Source organism: Streptomyces sp. NPDC030799 (genome assembly GCF_055572255.1).
The window spans coordinates 606,485-625,022 of the sequence record NZ_JBVIDS010000002.1 but is presented as its reverse complement, the minus strand read 5'-3'; the positions used below and the strand labels follow the sequence as shown (position 1 = coordinate 625,022).

17 protein-coding genes and 1 pseudogene are annotated in these 18,538 nt (G+C 70.6%); 13 read left to right on the top strand and 5 right to left on the bottom strand.

Translation table 11 applies throughout. The annotated features are described in order from the left end of the window. Positions 1–13: 13 nt before the first annotated feature. The 4 genes from ACZ41I_RS06710 to ACZ41I_RS06695 all read left to right on the top strand — a co-directional run bounded on the left by ACZ41I_RS06710 (position 14) and on the right by ACZ41I_RS06695 (position 3,368). Positions 14–679 (top strand): response regulator, encoded by a 666-nt coding sequence (locus tag ACZ41I_RS06710; protein WP_468513345.1) that lies wholly within the window; start codon positions 14–16, stop codon positions 677–679. Continuing rightward, the gene (locus tag ACZ41I_RS06705; RefSeq protein ID WP_399762659.1) at positions 676–1,782 is read left to right on the top strand and encodes a sensor histidine kinase; all 1,107 of its coding nucleotides are present in this window, start codon (positions 676–678) and stop codon (positions 1,780–1,782) included. Before ACZ41I_RS06710 ends, ACZ41I_RS06705 begins: the two co-directional genes overlap by 4 nt. An 87-nt stretch (positions 1,783–1,869) precedes the next feature. Further along, positions 1,870–3,018, top strand: a complete 1,149-nt coding sequence (locus ACZ41I_RS06700) for a HoxN/HupN/NixA family nickel/cobalt transporter (protein WP_468513344.1) — start codon at positions 1,870–1,872, stop codon at positions 3,016–3,018. Between the two features lie 89 nt (positions 3,019–3,107). Further along, positions 3,108–3,368: an SHOCT domain-containing protein gene (locus ACZ41I_RS06695; RefSeq protein ID WP_468513343.1), complete on the top strand. Its 261-nt coding sequence runs from the start codon at positions 3,108–3,110 to the stop codon at positions 3,366–3,368. 58 nt (positions 3,369–3,426) lie between these two features. Here ACZ41I_RS06695 and ACZ41I_RS06690 read toward each other — a convergent pair whose 3' ends face one another. Next, positions 3,427–3,906, bottom strand: coding sequence for an SDR family NAD(P)-dependent oxidoreductase (locus ACZ41I_RS06690; RefSeq protein ID WP_468513342.1), 480 nt, complete (start codon positions 3,904–3,906; stop codon positions 3,427–3,429). 92 nt (positions 3,907–3,998) lie between these two features. Further along, a complete protein-coding gene (locus ACZ41I_RS06685; protein WP_399776019.1) occupies positions 3,999–4,712 on the bottom strand; it encodes a hypothetical protein in 714 nt (237 codons plus the stop codon). A gap of 74 nt (positions 4,713–4,786) precedes the next feature. Here ACZ41I_RS06685 and ACZ41I_RS06680 point away from each other — a divergent pair. From ACZ41I_RS06680 to ACZ41I_RS06655, 6 genes and pseudogenes are all read left to right on the top strand, one after another. Continuing rightward, positions 4,787–4,918 (top strand): annotated as a pseudogene (locus tag ACZ41I_RS06680) (transposase); the annotation flags it as partial. A gap of 71 nt (positions 4,919–4,989) precedes the next feature. Beyond that, complete coding sequence (locus tag ACZ41I_RS06675) at positions 4,990–5,604, top strand: IS5 family transposase (RefSeq protein ID WP_468513341.1); 615 nt, start codon at positions 4,990–4,992, stop codon at positions 5,602–5,604. A 332-nt stretch (positions 5,605–5,936) separates the two neighbouring features. Then, the gene (locus ACZ41I_RS06670; protein ID WP_468513340.1) at positions 5,937–10,109 is read left to right on the top strand and encodes a beta-galactosidase; all 4,173 of its coding nucleotides are present in this window, start codon (positions 5,937–5,939) and stop codon (positions 10,107–10,109) included. 341 nt (positions 10,110–10,450) lie between these two features. Beyond that, on the top strand, positions 10,451–11,443 hold the full coding sequence (gene dhaK, locus ACZ41I_RS06665; protein ID WP_468317965.1) for a dihydroxyacetone kinase subunit DhaK: 993 nt from the start codon (positions 10,451–10,453) through the stop codon (positions 11,441–11,443). A 67-nt stretch (positions 11,444–11,510) separates the two neighbouring features. Continuing rightward, positions 11,511–12,110: a dihydroxyacetone kinase subunit DhaL gene (gene dhaL / locus ACZ41I_RS06660; protein WP_363217955.1), complete on the top strand. Its 600-nt coding sequence runs from the start codon at positions 11,511–11,513 to the stop codon at positions 12,108–12,110. 2 nt (positions 12,111–12,112) lie between these two features. Further along, a complete protein-coding gene (locus ACZ41I_RS06655; protein WP_363217954.1) occupies positions 12,113–12,523 on the top strand; it encodes a PTS-dependent dihydroxyacetone kinase phosphotransferase subunit DhaM in 411 nt (136 codons plus the stop codon). A gap of 22 nt (positions 12,524–12,545) precedes the next feature. Here the strand turns inward: ACZ41I_RS06655 and ACZ41I_RS06650 are convergent, their stop codons facing one another. Continuing rightward, complete coding sequence (locus ACZ41I_RS06650) at positions 12,546–13,247, bottom strand: glycoside hydrolase family 75 protein (RefSeq protein ID WP_468513339.1); 702 nt, start codon at positions 13,245–13,247, stop codon at positions 12,546–12,548. Positions 13,248–13,663: 416 nt separating this feature from the next. Here ACZ41I_RS06650 and ACZ41I_RS06645 point away from each other — a divergent pair, with 416 nt between their 5' ends. Next, the gene (locus ACZ41I_RS06645; protein WP_468317961.1) at positions 13,664–14,635 is read left to right on the top strand and encodes a fibronectin type III domain-containing protein; all 972 of its coding nucleotides are present in this window, start codon (positions 13,664–13,666) and stop codon (positions 14,633–14,635) included. Between the two features lie 181 nt (positions 14,636–14,816). Continuing rightward, the gene (locus ACZ41I_RS06640) at positions 14,817–15,356 is read left to right on the top strand and encodes a hypothetical protein (protein ID WP_363217951.1); all 540 of its coding nucleotides are present in this window, start codon (positions 14,817–14,819) and stop codon (positions 15,354–15,356) included. A 7-nt stretch (positions 15,357–15,363) separates the two neighbouring features. Here the strand turns inward: ACZ41I_RS06640 and ACZ41I_RS06635 are convergent, their stop codons facing one another. Next, positions 15,364–15,906, bottom strand: a complete 543-nt coding sequence (locus ACZ41I_RS06635) for a PadR family transcriptional regulator (RefSeq protein ID WP_399762671.1) — start codon at positions 15,904–15,906, stop codon at positions 15,364–15,366. 31 nt (positions 15,907–15,937) lie between these two features. Then, positions 15,938–17,953, bottom strand: a complete 2,016-nt coding sequence (locus tag ACZ41I_RS06630; protein ID WP_468513338.1) for an NADPH-dependent 2,4-dienoyl-CoA reductase — start codon at positions 17,951–17,953, stop codon at positions 15,938–15,940. A gap of 166 nt (positions 17,954–18,119) precedes the next feature. On the opposite strand from ACZ41I_RS06630, the gene ACZ41I_RS06625 reads away from it, so the two are divergent. Further along, positions 18,120–18,533, top strand: a complete 414-nt coding sequence (locus ACZ41I_RS06625; RefSeq protein ID WP_363220771.1) for a tautomerase family protein — start codon at positions 18,120–18,122, stop codon at positions 18,531–18,533. The last annotated feature ends 5 nt before the right edge of the window (positions 18,534–18,538 follow it).

Here is an 18,538-nt window from a genome sequence, read left to right as displayed (position 1 = left end):
AGTGGGAGCGTGCGTGATCCGGGTACTGGTGGTCGACGACGAGGCCCTGATCCGTACGGGGTTCCGGTGCATCCTGGATGCCGCGGACGATCTCCAGGTCGTGGCGGCGGTCCCCGGCGGGGAGGCGGTACGGGCGGCGCGGGAGACGCGCCCGGACGTCGTACTGCTGGACATCCGCATGCCGGACGTGGACGGACTGTCCGTCCTGGCCGATCTGCGCCGGCTGCCGCAGCCTCCGGTGGTGGCCATGCTCACGACGTTCGACATGGACGAGTACGTGGCCACGGCCCTGCGCTGCGGGGCGGCGGGCTTCCTGCTGAAGGACACCGACCCGGAGCAGTTGCCGTTCCTCGTGCGCGCCCTGGCCGGTGGCGGAACCGTCCTGTCGTCCAAGGTCACGCGGACCGTCGTGGACGGATATCTGGAGGCCGGCGGCCAGGGAACCGCCACCCGCAGCCTGGACCGGCTGACCGAGCGCGAACGCGCCGTGCTCGTGCTGATCGCGGAGGGGCTGTCCAATGCGGACATCGCCGCCCGGATGCACCTGGGCACCGGCACCGTGAAGGACCACGTGAGCGCCATCCTCACCAAGCTGGAGGTCGGCAGCCGCGTCCAGGCGGCCCTGGTCGCCGAACGCGCCGGACTCCTCAGACCGTCCCGAGACCTGGAGCCGGGATGATGCCCCGCCGTCTGGCCGGCGCACTGCGTGATGCCGGCTTCGTCGGTGCCGCACTGCTGGACGTCTGGGTGCATGTCGGCGTGGACGAGCCGGTGCGCATGGGCCTGGCCCTCGCCGCCGCCTGCCTGCTTCTGCTGCGCCGGCGCCGGCCGCTGACGACCTTCCTGCTCACCTTGCCCGCCGTCCTGCTGTCGGACGCGACCTTCGCCGCCCTGGCGGCGCTGTACACCCTGGCGACGCGCACCCGGAGCCGGGTGCTGCTGGCTGCGTGCGCCATGGCCTACACGCTCTGCGACATGACCTCCTGGTCGCCGCCGCCGCATCTGGATCTGTGGACCGCCTCGTCGTTGATCACTCTGGGATACACCGCGGCGACGGCTGCGGCGCCCGTCTTCCTCGGCCAGCTGGTTCAGGCTCGGTGTGATCTGTCGCTGCGGCTGGCCGAGATCTCACGGGCCCGCGACCATGAACGGCGGCTGAGCGCGCAGGCCCTCCTGGCCGAGGAGCGCGCGCAGCTGGCACGCGAGATGCATGACGTGGTCGCCCACCAGGTGAGCCTGATCGCGGTGCGGGCGGGTGCGCTCCAGGTCGGCACGCGGGACACCGGAGCGAGGGAAGCCGCAGCCACGATCCGGCGGCTGAGCGTGCAGACGCTCGACGAACTGCGGCACATGGTCAACGTCCTGCGTGGCTCCCACACCCGCCCCACGGAACTGACTCCGCAGCCCTCCCTGGCCGACCTGCGGCGACTGATCGACGCCAGCGGTATCGACACCGACCTGACGACGGATCTGCCCGCCGACCTTCCGCCGGCTCTGCAGCGCGCCGTCTACCGCACCGTCCAGGAAGCGCTGACCAACGTGCGCAAACATGCACCCGGCGCCACCGCCACCGTACGCGCCTGCCGCAAGGGCGACGCCGTTGCTGTCACGGTCGGCAACACCGCGCCGACCCGGCCCGCCCTGCCCCTGCCCAGTGCGCACTACGGCCTGGTTGCCCTGCGGCAGCGCGCCGCCCTCCTGGGCGGCACCGTCACGTTCGGACCCACCGCCGACGGCGGCTGGGAGGTTCTCCTGGAACTGCCGATCGCGCCGGCATCGTGAAAGCACCCTCCTTGCTGCATATGATTCGCATCTGAACCATCAGCGCAGTAAGGCATGGCCATCGACATCGTCCCGAGAGAGCTGCCCATGAGCACCACCGCCACATCCGTCCGGCCGAACCGACGGTTCGACCGGGGCGAGATACGCCGCCTGGTGGCGATGTACGGCTTCGTGGCCGCACTGCACATGGCGGGCTTCGGCCTCTTCGTCTACTACAACGCCCGGTACCACGACCTCGCCGACAGCCGGGGCACGCTCCTGTACGCCGGGGCGGCCGGACTCGCGTACACCCTCGGCATGCGCCACGCGTTCGACGCCGACCACATCTCGGCGATCGACGACACCACTCGCTACCTGCTGCAGAAGGGCAAGCGTCCGCTCGGACTGGGGCTGGCGTTCTCGCTCGGCCACTCGTCGGTCGTGTTCGGCCTGTCCCTGGGCATCGCCTTCGCAGCGCAGGCGGCGAACCGCTTCCAGGCCGGCTTCGCCGAGATCGGCGGGGTGATCGGCACGCTGGTCTCCGGTGTGTTCCTCTACGCCATCGCCGCCATGAACCTGGCCGTGCTGCGCGGCATCTTCCGCACCTGGCGGGAGGCGAAGCAGGGCCGTCACCGGCCCGCGGAACTGGAGCAGCTGCTGTCCGACCGCGGCCTGATGAACCGGGTCTTCAAGGGCCGCTACAACAAGTTCATCGAGCACGGCTGGCAGCTCTACTTCGTGGGCCTCCTCTTCGGCCTGGGTTTCGACACCGCCACCCAGGTCGGCGCGCTCGGCCTCGCGGCGGGCTCGGCCGCGGACGGCACGCTGCCACCCCTTGCCATCATCGCGCTGCCGCTGATCTTCGCCGCCGGCATGAGCCTGATGGACACCACCGACGGCGTCTTCATGGCGAAGGCGTACGAGTGGTCGTTCTCGAACCCGGTGCGCAAGATCTACTACAACCTCACCATGACCGGCCTGTCGGTCTTCGTGGCGTTCGTCGTCGGCACGGTCGAGCTGGTCTCCTTGCTGGCGGAGCGGCTCGGCGCGGCCGACCGCGCGCCCTGGTCGTGGCTGGCGGCCGTCGACCTCAACACGATCGGCATCGTCATCGTGGTCACCTTCCTGGTGACCTGGATCGGCGCCGTGGCGCTGTGGAAGCTGCGCCGCTACGACGAGCGGTATCCCACGCGCTCGGGCCTCCCGCTCACCTCCGCACCGCAGTCCGCCCCCTCGACCTCCGCCGACCACGGCTGACCGGCGCCGACCGGGGCCAGGCCCTGGCACGGCGACCGGCCCGGACGGAGAATGAAGTGTGGGGATGCCTCCTGGGGAGGTGAGCTGCGGTGATGTACTGGGACGGCGGCTGGGTCTGGATGGCGTTCATGCCGCTGCTGTGGATCGTACTGATCGGGCTGGCGGTCTGGGCCGTGGTCCGCCTGACACGACACCCGGCCGGTCGCGGTGACGGCCCGGATCATGGGTGGACGCACAGGGAGACACCGGAGGAGATCCTCGACCGACGCTTCGCCTCCGGCGAGATCGACGCGGACGCCTACAACGAGGCACGCAAACACCTCGCCGCCCACCGGCCGGGGCCCAGGTGAACCGACTGCGTGACCTCCGGCCCCGGCCCTTGGGAACGGCGCATCCAGCTTTTCGGAGTCAGACAGCGGTGGAGAGCGCGACGTGCCGCCATTCATCGAGTTCACGTCGCACCAGATCCAGCTTCGCCTCGAGGCGCTCGACCGCGTCCGCGCCCAACTGCAGGCGCAGCGGGGGCTTTGCGACCTCGGTGACGTCGACGATGGCTTTGGCTGCCTTCACCGGATCCCCGGGCTGACGGCCGTCGTTCTTGGCCAGTGCCTCGCGCCGTACAGGCCCACGGCCGGCGCGGTGGCGAACGACCACGATGTCGATCCGGCCGAACTGCTTCAGCCCGGCCTCCACCGCAGCAGTCAACTGCCCCGGTTCGGTCACGTCCGCGCTCACCGCCAGCAATCCGTCCGGCTTTTGCGGGTACGCCTGAAGCACCGCCGACACGTCCCTCGCCGTGGCGATCACGCCATGCCCCCGGTCCAGCGCCTCACGGGTGATCTCCGCGCCGAGCCCACGTGATGCACCGGTGACAAACCAAACGCTCATTCTTCTCCCCTGTTCCGATCGCCCGTTGGCCAACAGCTCGACGTTAGAAGCTGGAGTCGGCTCTAGGGCCCGTCTTCAAACAGTGGTGTGGTTCACCTGCTGAGGCTCGCCTGGCGCAGGACGCGAGGTGTGGACACGTGGCCATCTCGAAGAACCGAGGCTTCCACAAGCACGGCGACATCGGCGGTAAGGGAACGGCTGGCGCCGTTCTCGGCCAGCCAGCGGGCTGCGGCCACGGTGCCATAGGTTGACCAGCCGCCGATGAGCACGACGCGCTTGCTCGGGTTGAGAGGGTTCGCAGCTCGGACGATATAGCCGCAATCACGTACAACTTCCCCGTCTGCGGCGTCTCCTGTGTAGGCCGTCCCCTCCCAGGTGATCGCTCCTCCGCCCAGCCGGAACGGCAACGCCTCCGTCATGGCCTCCAGGATTTGGCGGGCTGCCTCGTTGTTCTTCGGTCCGCCCAAGATGAGCAGGTCGCGCTCCATCTGGCTGCCCGGCAAGTGTGCCGACAGGCGGACCTTCTCCAAGTCGAGGTCCCGGTACGCGTGGGTGAGAGAGGGAACGAGCACGGACAGCGCCCGGACCTGTCCCAGACCAGCTACGGGTCGCTGGTAGCGTCCGGTGTCGATGTAGGAGGTGTCCAGAACGATGGAGAGCTCGCTTGCGTTCAGATAGCGCCACGTGCGACGTGCGGGCAGCCGCTGGACCACGAACCAGCGGACCAGGGTGCCGATCCCGGTAAGCACGGCGGCCACCCCTGCACTGAGAATCTGCGAGCCCACAGCCCCCGCAATAACATCCATGGCGATCTCCCCCTCCGCGCGCCCAGACCTAGCGTTCGCGGGTTGCCTGGGTCGCCCCCATTGGATCATGGGCCGTGCATCGGCATGAACTCACCGACCAGGAGTGGGAATTACTCACTCCGCTGATACCCCGGGCCGGAACCGGCCGCCCCCGAGTAGACGACCGGCAGATCCTCAACGGCATGGCGTTCAAGATCCGTACCGGGATTACCTGGCGGGATCTGCCCGAACGCTTCGGTCCGTGGAAGACGGTCTACACACGCTTCCCCTGCGAGGCGTGTTCGCCCGCGTCCTACAACAACTCCAGGCCCGGGCGGACAAGGCCGGGAACATCGACTGGCTGGTACAGATCGATTCCACCATTGTCCGCGCTCACCAGCACGCCGCTGCCACGGGCCGAACTGCCGCTCACCCACGGCAGGAAGAACAGGACGACCACGCCCTCGGTCGGTCCCGCGGAGGACTGACCACCAGGATCCATCTGGCCTGCGACGGCCGTGGTCGCCCCCTGGCCGTGCTGCTCAGCCCCGGTCAGCGCAACGACAGCCCGTGCGCTCGTCCTTTGCTGGAACGCATCCGCGTACCTCGAATCGGACATGGCCGCCCACGCTGCCGCCCCGATCACCTGATCGCGGACAGGGCCTACAGCTCCCGCGACTTCCGCGCCTACCTGCGCCGGCGCGGGATCGCCCACACCATCCCCGAGCGCTCCGATCAGAAAGGCCACCGTCGGCGCCGTGGCAGTGTCGGCGGTCGCCCGCCGGGCTTCGACCAAGAGATTTATCGGCGCCGCAATACCGTCGAGCGGTGCTTCAACCTGCTCAAAGGCTTCCGTGGCATTGCTACCCGGTACGACTGTGAGGATGGCGGTGCCGTCTCGGCGGTGGCCTGACCCGCGATACGACTGACTAACTTGTCTTGCGTCTCGATCTGCCGGCCACTGTCCGGGACGTAAGACCGCCACCAGCTATGAAGCAGCGGTCTGCCTGGCCTCATCCCTGCTCTGGGCAAGATCCCTTTGAAGACGGACCCTAGATCAATAGCTGTGTGACGGAGGTCGCTCATGGACCGTCCAACGGCAGCCCTGTCGTCACGACGCACACCGCGCTCTCCCCGTCTCGACCGTGTCCTCCCGCCCCATTGTGTTGCACCTTGCGCCCCCTTACTGTTCGACTTTGCCTGAGTCTGTTGGATGTTGATTGCTCAGGCGGTATGGAGGCCGCAGTGCGGAGTAATCGGATCGGTTCAGAAACTGCGAGACCCGGTCGCCGTGGACGGTGGAGGGCGGTCCTCGCGACGGCCGCGACCATCGCCCTGGCCGCCGGCATGACCGCGCCCGCCGCGGCGCAGGACGGCGGCGCACAGGCACCCGCCGCCGTGTCCGCCGCCAGTCCGGGGGCGCACACGGTGAGTTTCGACGGCTACTCGTTCCTCGTCGACGGGAGGCGCACCTACCTGTGGTCCGGCGAGTTCCACTACTTCCGGCTCCCGAGTCCGGATCTGTGGCGCGACATCTTCCAGAAGATGAAGGCCGCCGGATTCAACGCCACGTCGTTGTACTTCGACTGGGGATACCACTCGCCGAAGCCGGGTGTGTACGACTTCAGCGGGGCGCGTGACGTCGACAGACTGCTCGACATGGCGCAGGAAGCCGGGCTCTACGTGATCGCGCGCCCGGCGCCGTACATCAACGCGGAGGTCGACAGCGGCGGCCTGCCCGGCTGGTCGACCACCAAGGCCGGGCACAACCGCAGTGACGATCCGCAGTTCCTGAAGTACGCGGACGAATGGCTGACCCGGATCGACCAGGTCATCGCCCGCCACCAACTGACCAACGGCACCGGGTCGGTCATCGCCTACCAGGTCGAGAACGAGTACTACAACGGCTCGGCCGCCGGCCGCTCCTACATGAAGCACCTGGAGGACAAGGCCCGCGCCGACGGCATCACGATACCGCTGACCGGCAACAACAACGGCACCTTCAACTCCGGTACCGGCGCCCTGGACATCGACGGACCGGACTCCTATCCGCAGGGCTTCAACTGCTCGAACCCGTCCAAGTGGAACGGCGTACCCGACATCGGCTACGACCACCCGGACGGCAGGCCGCTGTACACACCGGAGTTCCAGGGCGGCGCCTTCGACCCCTGGGGCGGGCCGGGCTACGACAAGTGCGCCCAGCTGATCAACGACCGGTTCGTCGACGTGTTCTACAAACAGAACATAGCCGTCGGCGCCACCGCGCAGAGCTTCTACATGACCTACGGCGGCACCAACTGGGGCTGGCTGGGCATGCCGGAGAACTACACGTCCTACGACTACGGGGCCGCGATCCGCGAGAACCGCCAGCTGGATCCGAAGTACTACGAGGACAAGCTCATCGGGTACTTCACGCAGTCGGTCGCCCCGCTGACCAAGACCGAGGCGATCAGGGCCACACCGCCGGACGACTCCGCGGTGGTCGACACCGCCCGGATGAACCCCGACACGAAAACGCAGTTCCACGTCCTGCGGCACGGCAACTCCACGTCCACGGCGGTCGACAGGACCCACATCTCGCTGGACTTCAACGCCCAGCCGTCCGCGGACACCACCTACACCTGGGACGACCCCGATTCCGCGCTGCAGTACGCCGGTTCGTGGTCCCACGTGGCCGACCAGAGCTACACGAGCGGCGACTACAAGCACACCGAGTCGTTCTCGAACAAGGCCGGTGACTCGGTCACCGTGCCCTTCGACGGCACCGCGATCCGCTGGATCGGCTCGAAGACCGACAACCACGGCTACGCCGACGTCTATCTGGACGGCACCAAGGTGGCGACGGTCGACGACTCGGGCGGCGAGAACCAGGCGGTGATCTTCCAGAAGACCGGGCTGACGGCCGGCGCGCACACCTTGAAGATCGTCGTAGCCGGGAAGCACAGCTCGGGGTCGTCCGACAACTACGTGTCCGTCGACGCCATCGACGTGCCGACGGCCGCCACCGCGACGCCGACCTACCCGGTCGTGCCGCAGCAGCCGGGGACCGCGATCACCCTCGACGGACGCGACTCGCACGTGATCGTGGCGAACTACCGGCTCGGGGACGCGCAGCTGCAGTACTCGACGTCGGAGATCATGACCCACGCGGACATCGGCAACCGGGACGTCGCCGTGCTCTACGGCGACCCGGGCAGCGACGGCGAGACCGTGCTGCGCTACGCCTCCGAGCCGACCGTGACCACCAGCGGCGGGCCGGCCACGACCACGTGGGACGCGGCCACCGGTGACCTGCGCCTGAACTACACGCACAAGGGCTTGATCCGCATCGACATCAGCGGTGGCGGGAAGCGCCCGCTGCAGCTGCTCGTCGGCGACAGGGCGACGGCCGGGACCTTCTGGCGCCAGGACACGGCGACCGGCCCGGTGCTCGTGCGCGGCACCCACCTGCTGCGCACGGCGACCAGCTCGGACGGCGGCCACACTGTGGCTCTGACCGGCGACAACGCCGATGACAAGAACATCGAGGTGTTCACCTCCGCCGACCACGTCACCTGGAACGGCAGGGCATTGGACACCCGGACCGCCGACGCAGGAAGCCTCACCGGGACGATCCCGGTGGCTGCCCCGGTCCACCTGCCGACGCTGACCGGCTGGAAGCACGCCGAGGAGTCACCCGAAGCGGCCCCCGGTTTCGACGACTCCAGCTGGCAGGTGGCGGACAGGACGTCCACCAACAGCATCTCCGGCGTCGACTCGCTGCCGGTGCTCTACGCGGACGACTACGGGTTCCACACCGGCACCACGTGGTACCGCGGCCGCTTCCGGGCCACCGGCAAGGAGACCGGCATCCACCTGGTCTCGGACTCCGGCGGGAACGCGCAGGCGTTCTCCGCCTGGCTGGGCGGCACCTTCCTGGGCAGTTCCACCACGGGCAGCGCCGACTTCACCTTCCCGGCCGGTTCGGTGAAGGCGAAGGGTGACAACGTCATCTCCGTGCTCACCGTGAACATGGGGCACGAGGAGGACTACAACTCGACCAACGGCAACAAGACCGCGCGTGGCCTGACCAGCGCCTCCCTCGTCGGGGCACCGCTGACGGCCGTCACCTGGCGGCTGCAGGGCGTACGGGGCGGCGAGGACCTCCAGGACCCGGTGCGCGGTCCGCTCTCGACGGGCGGTCTGTACGGCGAGCGGGCCGGCTGGTCCCTGCCGGGCTACCCGGACGGCGGCTGGAGCCGGGTGTCCCTGCCGACGACCGACACCCGTCCCGGGGTCTCCTGGTACCGCACGGACGTCAACCTGGACCTGCCGCACGGCCAGGACACCTCGCTCGGGCTGACGTTCACCGACGACCCGTCACGCAAGTACCGTGCCACGATCTTCGTGAACGGCTGGCAGGTCGGCAACTACGTCAACTACCTCGGCCCGCAGCACACCTTCCCGGTCCCCGACGGCATCCTGAATCCGAACGGCCACAACAGCATCGCCATCGCCGTGTGGAACCTGGACGGCAGCACCGGCGGGCTGGGCAAGGTCGCGCTCACCGACTACGGCAGCTACGCCTCGTCCCTGCGCGTCGCGCAGAACGACAGCCCCCGCTACGACCACAGGAAGTACGCGATGCCGAAGCGTCCGGGAACGGATGTCACCCTGGACGTGCCCGACACCGCTCAGTCGGCACAGGCCTTCACCGCCGAGGCGACGGTGCGGGTGCCGAAGGACCAACCGTCCGCCTCCCGGCTGACGGCCTCGCTCTCCGCGCCCGACGGCTGGAACGTGACGGCCACGAGCCCCACGTCGGTCAAGCGCCTGCAACCCGGCGCATCGGCCACCTTCACCTGGAAGGTCCAGCCGCCGGCCGGGATGCTGCCCTCCGCCTCGGCACTCACCACCACCGTGCACTACCTGCAGAACGGGCGGCAGGCTGCCGGCGGTGACGAGCGCATCGTCGGCGGGATCCCGCCGGCCCCGCCGGCCGGGAGGAGCGCGGTGAGCGACCTGCCGTTCCTGTCGTCCACCAACGGGTGGGGGCCGGTGGAGCGCGACACCAGCGTCGGCGAGCAGGCGGCCGGGGACGGCCGTCCCATCCGTATCGCCGGTGTCGGTCACGCCAAGGGCCTGGGCACCAACTCGGTCAGCGACGTCGAGCTGTACCTCGCCGGAAAGTGCTCTCGGTTGGCGGCGGACGTCGGTGTGGACGACGAGACAGCCGGTGCGGGAACGGTGACCTTCTCCGTGATCGCCGACGGCAGGACCTTGGTGACCACGCCGACGATCCGCGGTAAGCAGGCCGCGGTGCCGATCGACGTCGACGTCAGCGGCGTCCAGGTGGTCGACCTCAAGGTCGGCGATGCCGGTGACGGCAACGGCAACGACCACGGCGACTGGGCGACGCCGACGCTGACGTGCGGCTGACGTGCGGCTACCCATGCACCTGACAGACGCCTGGGACAGCAGCGGATCCGGGGAGCACGGTGTCACCGGACGCTACAGACCGTACAGTCGCGCGGTCGCAGGTGACCTTCGCTGATGCAAGGTCGATACTTCCAGTAGACGGGACGGGCGGCCGCCTCCACCGGGCGGCCGTCAGCACCTGACGTCCCGTCACCGACGTCAGCACTGAGTCGGCAGAAGCCCTGCCGCGAACCGCCTCCGACCGCAACGGACCGCCAAGATCAAGAACCGCCCCTCCGTGCCGGTGACCTGCTAAGACGCAGATCCCGGAGCGCCGGCGCTACGCGAACGAGGAGATACAGATGAGGATGCTGATCAACGTGCCGGAGACCGTCGTGGCGGACGCGCTGCGCGGGATGGCGGCCGCGTATCCGGACCTGACCGTGGACGTGGAGAACCGGGTGATCGTCCGCCGGGACGCCCCGGTGGCCGGGCAGGTCGCACTGGTGTCCGGCGGCGGGTCGGGGCACGAGCCCCTGCACGGCGGGTTCGTCGGACCGGGCATGCTCTCCGCGGCCTGTCCCGGAGAGGTGTTCACCTCGCCGGTGCCGGACCAGATGGCGCGCGCCGCGGCCGCCGTGGACAGTGGCGCCGGGGTGCTGTTCATCGTGAAGAACTACACCGGTGACGTGCTGAACTTCGACATGGCGGCCGAACTCGCCGAGGACGAGGGCATCCAGGTCGCCAAGGTGCTCGTCAACGACGACGTGGCCGTCACCGACAGCCTGTACACCGCCGGCCGGCGCGGCACCGGTGCGACCCTGTTCGTGGAGAAGATCGCGGGCGCCGCCGCGGCCGAGGGTCAGCCGCTGGAACGCGTCGAGGCCGTCGGCCGCCAGGTGAACGAGAACGCTCGCAGTTTCGGCGTGGCCCTCAGCGCCTGCACCACCCCGGCGAAGGGCAGCCCCACCTTCGAACTACCCGATGGTGAACTGGAGTTGGGCATCGGCATCCACGGTGAGCCGGGCCGGGAGCGGCGGCCGATGATGACCTCCGGGGAGATCGCCGACTTCGCGGTGAACGCGATCCTGGAGGACATGCCCCCGCGCAACCCCGTGCTGGTGCTGGTCAACGGCATGGGCGCCACCCCGCTGCTGGAACTGTTCGGTTTCAACGCCGAGGTGCAGCGGGTGCTGCGCGAGCGCGGCGTCGCCGTCGCCCGCACGCTCGTCGGCAACTACGTCACGTCCCTGGACATGGCGGGTGCCTCGGTGACGCTCTGTCAGGCCGACGAGGAGCTGCTACGGCTGTGGGACGCGCCGGTGAAGACCCCGGCGCTGCGCTGGGGGATGTGATACGGCGGACGAGGCGACCCTCACCCGTGGCACGCCGGTCATCATCCCTACCACGCAAGGAGATCCAGTGCTCGACGCCGACTTCTTCCGCCGTTGGATGGCGGCGACCGCCGCGTCCGTCGACCGTGAGGCGGGGCGGCTCACCGCCCTCGACTCGGCCATCGGGGACGCCGATCACGGCAGCAATCTGCAGCGCGGCTTCACGGCCGTGCGGACCGCCCTGGAGAAGGAGGCGCCGGACACCCCCGGTGGCGTACTGACCCTCGCCGGGCGGCAGCTCATCTCGACGGTCGGCGGTGCGTCCGGACCGCTGTACGGCACTCTGCTGCGCCGCACCGGCAAGGCGCTCGGCGATGCCGCCGAGGTCAGCACGGACCAGCTGGCCGAGGCACTGCGCGCGGGTGTGGACGGGGTGATGGCGCTCGGCGGGGCGGCCCCCGGCGACAAGACCATGATCGACGCCCTGGCGCCGGCCGTGGACGCACTCGGAGCCGGCTTCGCCGCCGCTCGGGCCGCCGCCGAGGAGGGCGCGGTGGCCACCACGCCGCTGCAGGCCCGCAAGGGCCGGGCGAGTTATCTCGGCGAGCGCAGCATCGGCCACCAGGATCCGGGCGCGACCTCGTCGGCGCTGCTGATCGCCGCGCTGGAAGAAGCGGCGGAGGGCTGACGGTGAGTGACGAGAGGCTGGTCGGGATCGTGCTGGTCTCGCACAGCGCGGAGGTGGCCGCCTCGGTCGCCGAGCTGGCGAAGGGGCTGGCGGGCGGGGCCACGGCGGTGCCCGTGGCCACGGCGGGCGGCACCGAGGGCGGCGGGCTCGGCACCAGCGCCGAGCTGATCTCCGCGGCGGCGGCCTCGGTCGACCGGGGCGCCGGGGTCGCGCTGCTCACCGATCTCGGCAGTGCCGTGCTCACGGTGAAGGCGCTGATCGCCGAGGGCGACGAACTGCCGGACGGCTCACGGCTGGTGGACGCACCCTTCGTCGAGGGCGCGGTGGCCGCCGTGGTCACCGCCGCCGCCGGTGCCGACCTGGACGCGGTCGAGGCCGCGGCGAAGGAGGCGTACGGCTACCGCAAGGTGTGACCGTGCCAGGGGCGCGCGCTGGTCACCTGTCCGCGACGAACAGTCTGGCCAGCCGCGCTCCCGCGGCCGCCGCCGCCGTGTCGTCCTCCATGCGGTCCACGCGCGAGTTCTTGAAGATGATGTAGGTGACACCGGAGGGCGCCCCGCCACCGCGCGGGTCGGCCCGGATGCCGAGGCGCCGGGCGGTGGCGTAGGAGGCCTCGCCGATGAGGTCGCGCGGACCGGTGTCGCCGACCACGGCGTACTGCACCCGGTCCCGGTAGACGACGGCGGCGATGGCGCCGCCCCGTACGCCGTCCTTGCGGGGGTTCCAGATACGGCTGGGGGCCGGCACGACGATGTAGGGCAGGGTCTCGGCGTTCAGATGGCGGCCGTCGGACTGCTCGTAGGCGGTCGCGTCGGCGAACTGCGGGTCGGTCCGGCTGTTGCAGCGGGCGGTGGACTGTCCATCGCAGTCGATGTCCAGGTCGGCCTTCCAGTAGACGGCGTCCCGGGTGCCGCAGACGGGGACGCTCGCGGGGCTGTCGGTGTCGGTGCGGTACCGGCCCCGGGAGATCTGGTGGCACTCCCCGAGCCGGGCCAGCAGGTCGGTGGCGGCGACGGCGCCCCCGCCGCGGGCCACGGACCGTTCCCCGGGTGGCAGGGCGACCGCCGGAACGGGCAGCGCGGCCGGGGCGAGCAGGGTGGCGCCGGCGACGGCCAGCGTCAAGGACGGGACACGCACGATCAGGGACCCTCTCGACAGGGACGGGCGGACATCCAGCACACTGTGGTGCGCGTACACGGCCCCGGCTGTCCAGGCCACTCCGAATCGGCCGGATGGAGCACGCTTATGACACCCCGTGAGGGACAACTCCACCAAAAGGGCTAATGCACAGCGACAACAGGGGCCGGGGATCGCGACCGGAGCCGGTCCTGATCCCCCGGCCACCCGCGCCGGCACGGGTTCGGCGACGACAGCGTGCCCGCGCCGCAGGCGTGAACTTCCCTGCCCTCGCGGTCAGTTCAGCCGTAGAGAGGCTCAGCATACGAAACGCCCACGGCGGCCACCACTGCGGCCCTCTTGCCACCCCGCACCCATCGCGCCATATTGGTCCGGACCTTTACGTGATGCCGGCGCCGCCCCGGGGAGGCAGAGACGTGCGACGCGTTCCCTGGCCGCTCGTCCCGGTCTGCGGGGTCCTGCTGCTGGTGGCGGCCTGTGGCTGGACCCGGACCGCCGACGACGAGGGCCGGGCGCCGGGTCCTCCGACCGGGGTCACCGCGCAGGCGGGCAGCGCCACGAGCGTGCACGTCATGTGGAACGCGGTGGCAGGCGGGCCCGGCATCCGTTCCTACGAGGTATGTCGCGGCGCCACAAAGGTGGCCGAAGTGCCGGGTTCGCAGCACATGGTGGACGTCACCAGGCTCAGGCCGTCCACCGTGTATGCCTTCACCGTGCGGGCCCGGGACACCGCGGGCCGGCTGGGCCCGCCGAGCCGTGCGGCACGGGCCCGCACACCGGCCAGGGCGGCGGCGGACCGCTCGGCACCGACCCGGCCGTCGGGACCCGCCGGGCGCATCGTCTCCAGCCGCGCGGTCCAGCTGTCCTGGGGCGCCTCCCGGGACGACCGGGGCGTGGTGTCGTACGACGTGTACCAGGGCGGGACGAAGATCCACAGCGTCGGCGGGAACCAGACCGCGGCCGTGGTGACCGGACTGCGCCCCGGCACCCGCTATGTGTTCACGGTGCGGGCCCGCGACGCCGCCGACAACCTCTCCCCCACCGGCGCGCCGGTCCGCCTCACCACCCCGGGCACCGACGACGGCCGGAACACCGCGCCCACCGGCTTCACCATGACGACCCACCGGGCCGGTGGCGCGTACTACCTCGACCTGACCTGGGACCCGCCGCGCATGGACGGGGTGATCACCGAGTACCAGATCCGGCTCGACGGCGCCTCGGCCACCTCGCTGGTGTGGGGCGGCACGCCGCCGCGCGGAAGGGCGAGCTACAGCTTCTACGTCGGCCGCAGCGCGGGCGAGGAGCACCGGGTGCGGCTGCGGGCGCGGCTGCCCGACGGCACCTGGGGCGGCTGGTCGGCGCAGCGGAGGGTGACCACGGGCGGCTGACGGACGCCTCTTCGCGGCGTGTCGCCTTGCGCCGGACGGAGGAAACCGTCACCTGGCCGGGTGTCTCCCGGGTGCGGGCGGACCCGAGGCCGCGTTGGCTGCTGCCCAGGCAGCACGGACGTTTCCCGACCCCAGGCGGCGCATGGGACGTACCGCCAACCGTGCCGCCGGAGGCCAGCCCATGCACACCTCGCGACTCCTCGTCCGCTCCGGTCTGTTCCTGGCGGCCGCCGCGGCGCTCCCGACCGCTCTGGCCGGCCCGTCCGCCGCGGTCTCGGGCATCTCCGTCAGCACCACCGGGTCCACCGTCTCGGTGGTCACCAGCGCCTGTACCCAGATCAACGGCAGCTGGGGCACCGCGGCCCTGCTCGACAGCCGGCAGGCGAACTTCGCCCAGGGCCGGCAGGTGGCGCTGTCGGGCACGACCATCAGCCAGTCCGCGGCCTGGTCGGGGGTGAGCCCGGGGACGTACACCGTGGTCGTGGTCTGCTCCAGCGGCACCACGGCGGGCACCCAGTCGGTGATCGTCTCGGCGCCCTCGGCGCCGACCATCTCGTCGACGCGCACGCCGGCGCCCTCGCGGGGTGTGATGGGCGGCGCGGGCGGCGCCACCCGGGACTACGGCCCGCTGACGCTGGGCGTCGGCGCGGCCCTGGTCGGCTCCGGAGTGATCGCCGCGGGCTGGTATCTGCGCCGGCGTTCGCGGCCGTACCGGCTCTGAGCGGTACTCAGTCGCCGGGCAGTTCGGCGAACTCGGCCAGGGCGTGGGTGAGCCACTGGGTCCAGAAGGTCTCCAGGTCGATGCCGGCCCGCAGCACGAGGTGGCGCAGCCGGTCCTCGGGGGCGTCGCGGTCCGGCGGGAAGTCGCGCTCCTCGATCGCCCGGTATTCGGCCAACTGCCGCCGGTGCAGCTCCAGATGGCGGCGCAGGTCCGCCTCCAGACCGGCCGTGCCGACCACCGCCGCGGCCCGCAGCCGCAGCAGGAGCACGTCCCGCTGGGGCTTGGGGTCCTGGGCGGCGGCGGTCCAGCGGGCCAGTTCGGCGCGGCCCGCGGGCAGGACCTCGTAGCTCTTCTTCTGCCCGCGGGCCGGCTGCTCGGCCGGCAGGGTACGGATGAATCCCTCGGCCTCCAGCTTTCCCAGCTCGCGATAGATCTGCTGGTGCGTCGCGGACCAGAAGTAGCCGATCGACTTGTCGAACCGGCGGGTCAGTTCCAGTCCCGACGACGGCTTTTCCAGCAGGGCGGTCAGGATCGCGTGCGGGAGTGACATGGGATCATCCTAGGGACGTGCGTGGGGCGCCCTACAGGGCCGCCGCCAGCTCCGTGCCCTGCTTGATGGCCCGCTTGGCGTCCAGCTCGGCCGCGAGGTCCGCGCCGCCGATCAGATGGACGCTGCACCCGGCGGCGGCCAGCTCCTCGTACAGGTCGCGACGCGGCTCCTGGCCGGTGCAGAGCACCACCGTGTCGACGTCCAGGACCGTGCTCTCGTCCCCGACGGTGATGTGCAGGCCGGCGTCGTCGATCCGGTCGTAGCGCACGCCCGGCACCATGGTCACGCCGCGGTGCTTCAGCTCGGTGCGGTGGATCCAGCCGGTGGTCTTGCCGAGGCCGGCGCCGACCTTGGTGGTCTTGCGCTGGAGCAGGTGGACCTGGCGCGGCGGCGCCGCCCGCCGGGGGGCCGCGAGGCCGCCCGGCGCCTGGTACTCCATGTCGACGCCCCAGTTCCGGAAGTAGGTCTCCGGGTCCTCGCTCGCCTTGTCGCCGCCGTCGGTGAGGTACTCGGCGACGTCGAAGCCGATGCCGCCCGCCCCGAGGATCGCGACGCGGTCGCCGACGGGCGCGCCGCCCTGGAGCACGTCGAGGTAGCCGACGACGCGGGGGTGGTCGACGCCGGGGATGTCAGGGGTGCGCGGGGTGACGCCGGTGGCGACGACGACCTCGTCGTAGCCGGCCACGGTCTCGGCGGTGACCCAGGTGTCGAGGCGTACGTCGACCCCGTGGGCGTCCAGCTGGTGGCGGAAGTAGCGCAGCGTCTCGTCGAACTCCTGCTTGCCGGGGACCTTGCGGGCGACGTTGAGCTGGCCGCCGATCTCGCTCGCGGCGTCGAAGAGCGTGACGTCGTGGCCGCGTTCGGCGGCGCTCACCGCACAGGCGAGCCCGGCCGGTCCCGCGCCGACGACGGCGACGCGCTTCTTCAGCCGGGTCGGGGCCAGCACCAGCTCGGTCTCGTGGCAGGCGCGCGGGTTGACCAGGCAGGAGGTGATCCTGCCGCTGAAGGTGTGGTCGAGACAGGCCTGGTTGCAGCCGATGCAGGTGTTGATGGCCTCCGGTGTCCCGGCGGCGGCCTTGGCGACGAAGTCGGGGTCGGCGAGCATCGGACGGGCCATGGACACCATGTCCGCGTAGCCGTCGGCCAGCAGCTCCTCGGCGACCTCGGGGGTGTTGATGCGGTTGGTGGTCACCAGGGGCACGGACACCTCGCCCATGAGCTTCTTGGTGACCCAGGTGTAGGCGCCGCGCGGCACGGAGGTGGCGATGGTCGGGATGCGGGCCTCGTGCCAGCCGATGCCCGTGTTGATGATCGTCGCCCCGGCGGCCTCGACCGCCTTGCCGAGGGTGATCACCTCGTCCAGGGAGGAGCCGCCGGGCACCAGGTCCAGCATGGAGAGGCGGTAGATGACGATGAAGTCCTCGCCGACGGCCTCGCGCACCCGCTTCACGATCTCGACCGGGAAGCGCATCCGGTTCTCGTAGGAGCCGCCCCAGCGGTCGGTGCGCTGGTTGGTCTGCGCGGCGATGAACTCGTTGATGAGGTAGCCCTCGGAGCCCATGATCTCCACGCCGTCGTAGCCGGCCTGCCGGGCGAGGCGGGCGGCGCGGGCGTAGTCGTCGATGGTGCGCTCGACGTCGGCATCGGTCATCTCGCGCGGCACGAACGGGCTGATCGGCGCCTGCAGCGGGCTCGGCGCGACGAGCTCCTGGTGATAGGCGTACCGGCCGAAGTGCAGGATCTGCAGCGCGATCCGGCCGCCCTCGCGGTGCACGGCCTCGGTGACCACCTTGTGCTGCTCGGCCTCCGCCTCGGTGGTGAGTTTGGCGCCGCCGTCGTACGGCCGGCCCTCCTCGTTGGGTGCGATGCCGCCGGTGACGATGAGGCCGACGCCGCCGCGTGCGCGGGCCGCGTAGAACGCCGCCATCCGCTCGAAACCGCGCTCGGCCTCCTCCAGGCCGACGTGCATGGAGCCCATGAGCACGCGGTTGGGCAGTGTGGTGAACCCCAGGTCGAGCGGGGTCATCAGGTGCGGGTAACGGCTCATTGGGCCCTCCGTGCGCGGTGTCGTCGCCTCTTGTTGTAGAGGACACCGGAGCGGTTATGCAACTAGTTGCACAACCGGGCCTGCGTGACGCCGCCCACTCTGTACCTACTAGTATGTACACGACCTGAGGAAGAAACGCGCGCCCGCTTCGAAAGGACACTCCGCCATGCCCCTCGTCCGGATAGACGCACTCGGCACCGACCCGGCCCGGCTCGACGCGCTCGGCCGGGCCGTCCACGACGCCCTGGTGGAGACGCTCGGCGTCCCGCCCGAGGACCGCTTCCAGGTGCTCACCGGCCACGACGGCGTCAGCAGCACGCTGCGGTACGACGACCACCTGGGCCTGCGCAAGGACGGCTCGGTGGTGTTCGTGGCGATCACCATGCGCTCGGGGCGGCCGCCGGAGCTGAAGCGCGCGCTGTACCGCAGGATCGCCGAGCTGGTGCACGAGCGCACCGGTACCGAGCCGCGCAACGTCGTCGTCACCGTCACCGAGAACACGTCCGTCGACTGGTCCTTCGGCGACGGCGAGGCGCAGTACGCCCCGGCCGGCGCGGGGCCGGACGGGGCGTCGCGGTAGCGAGA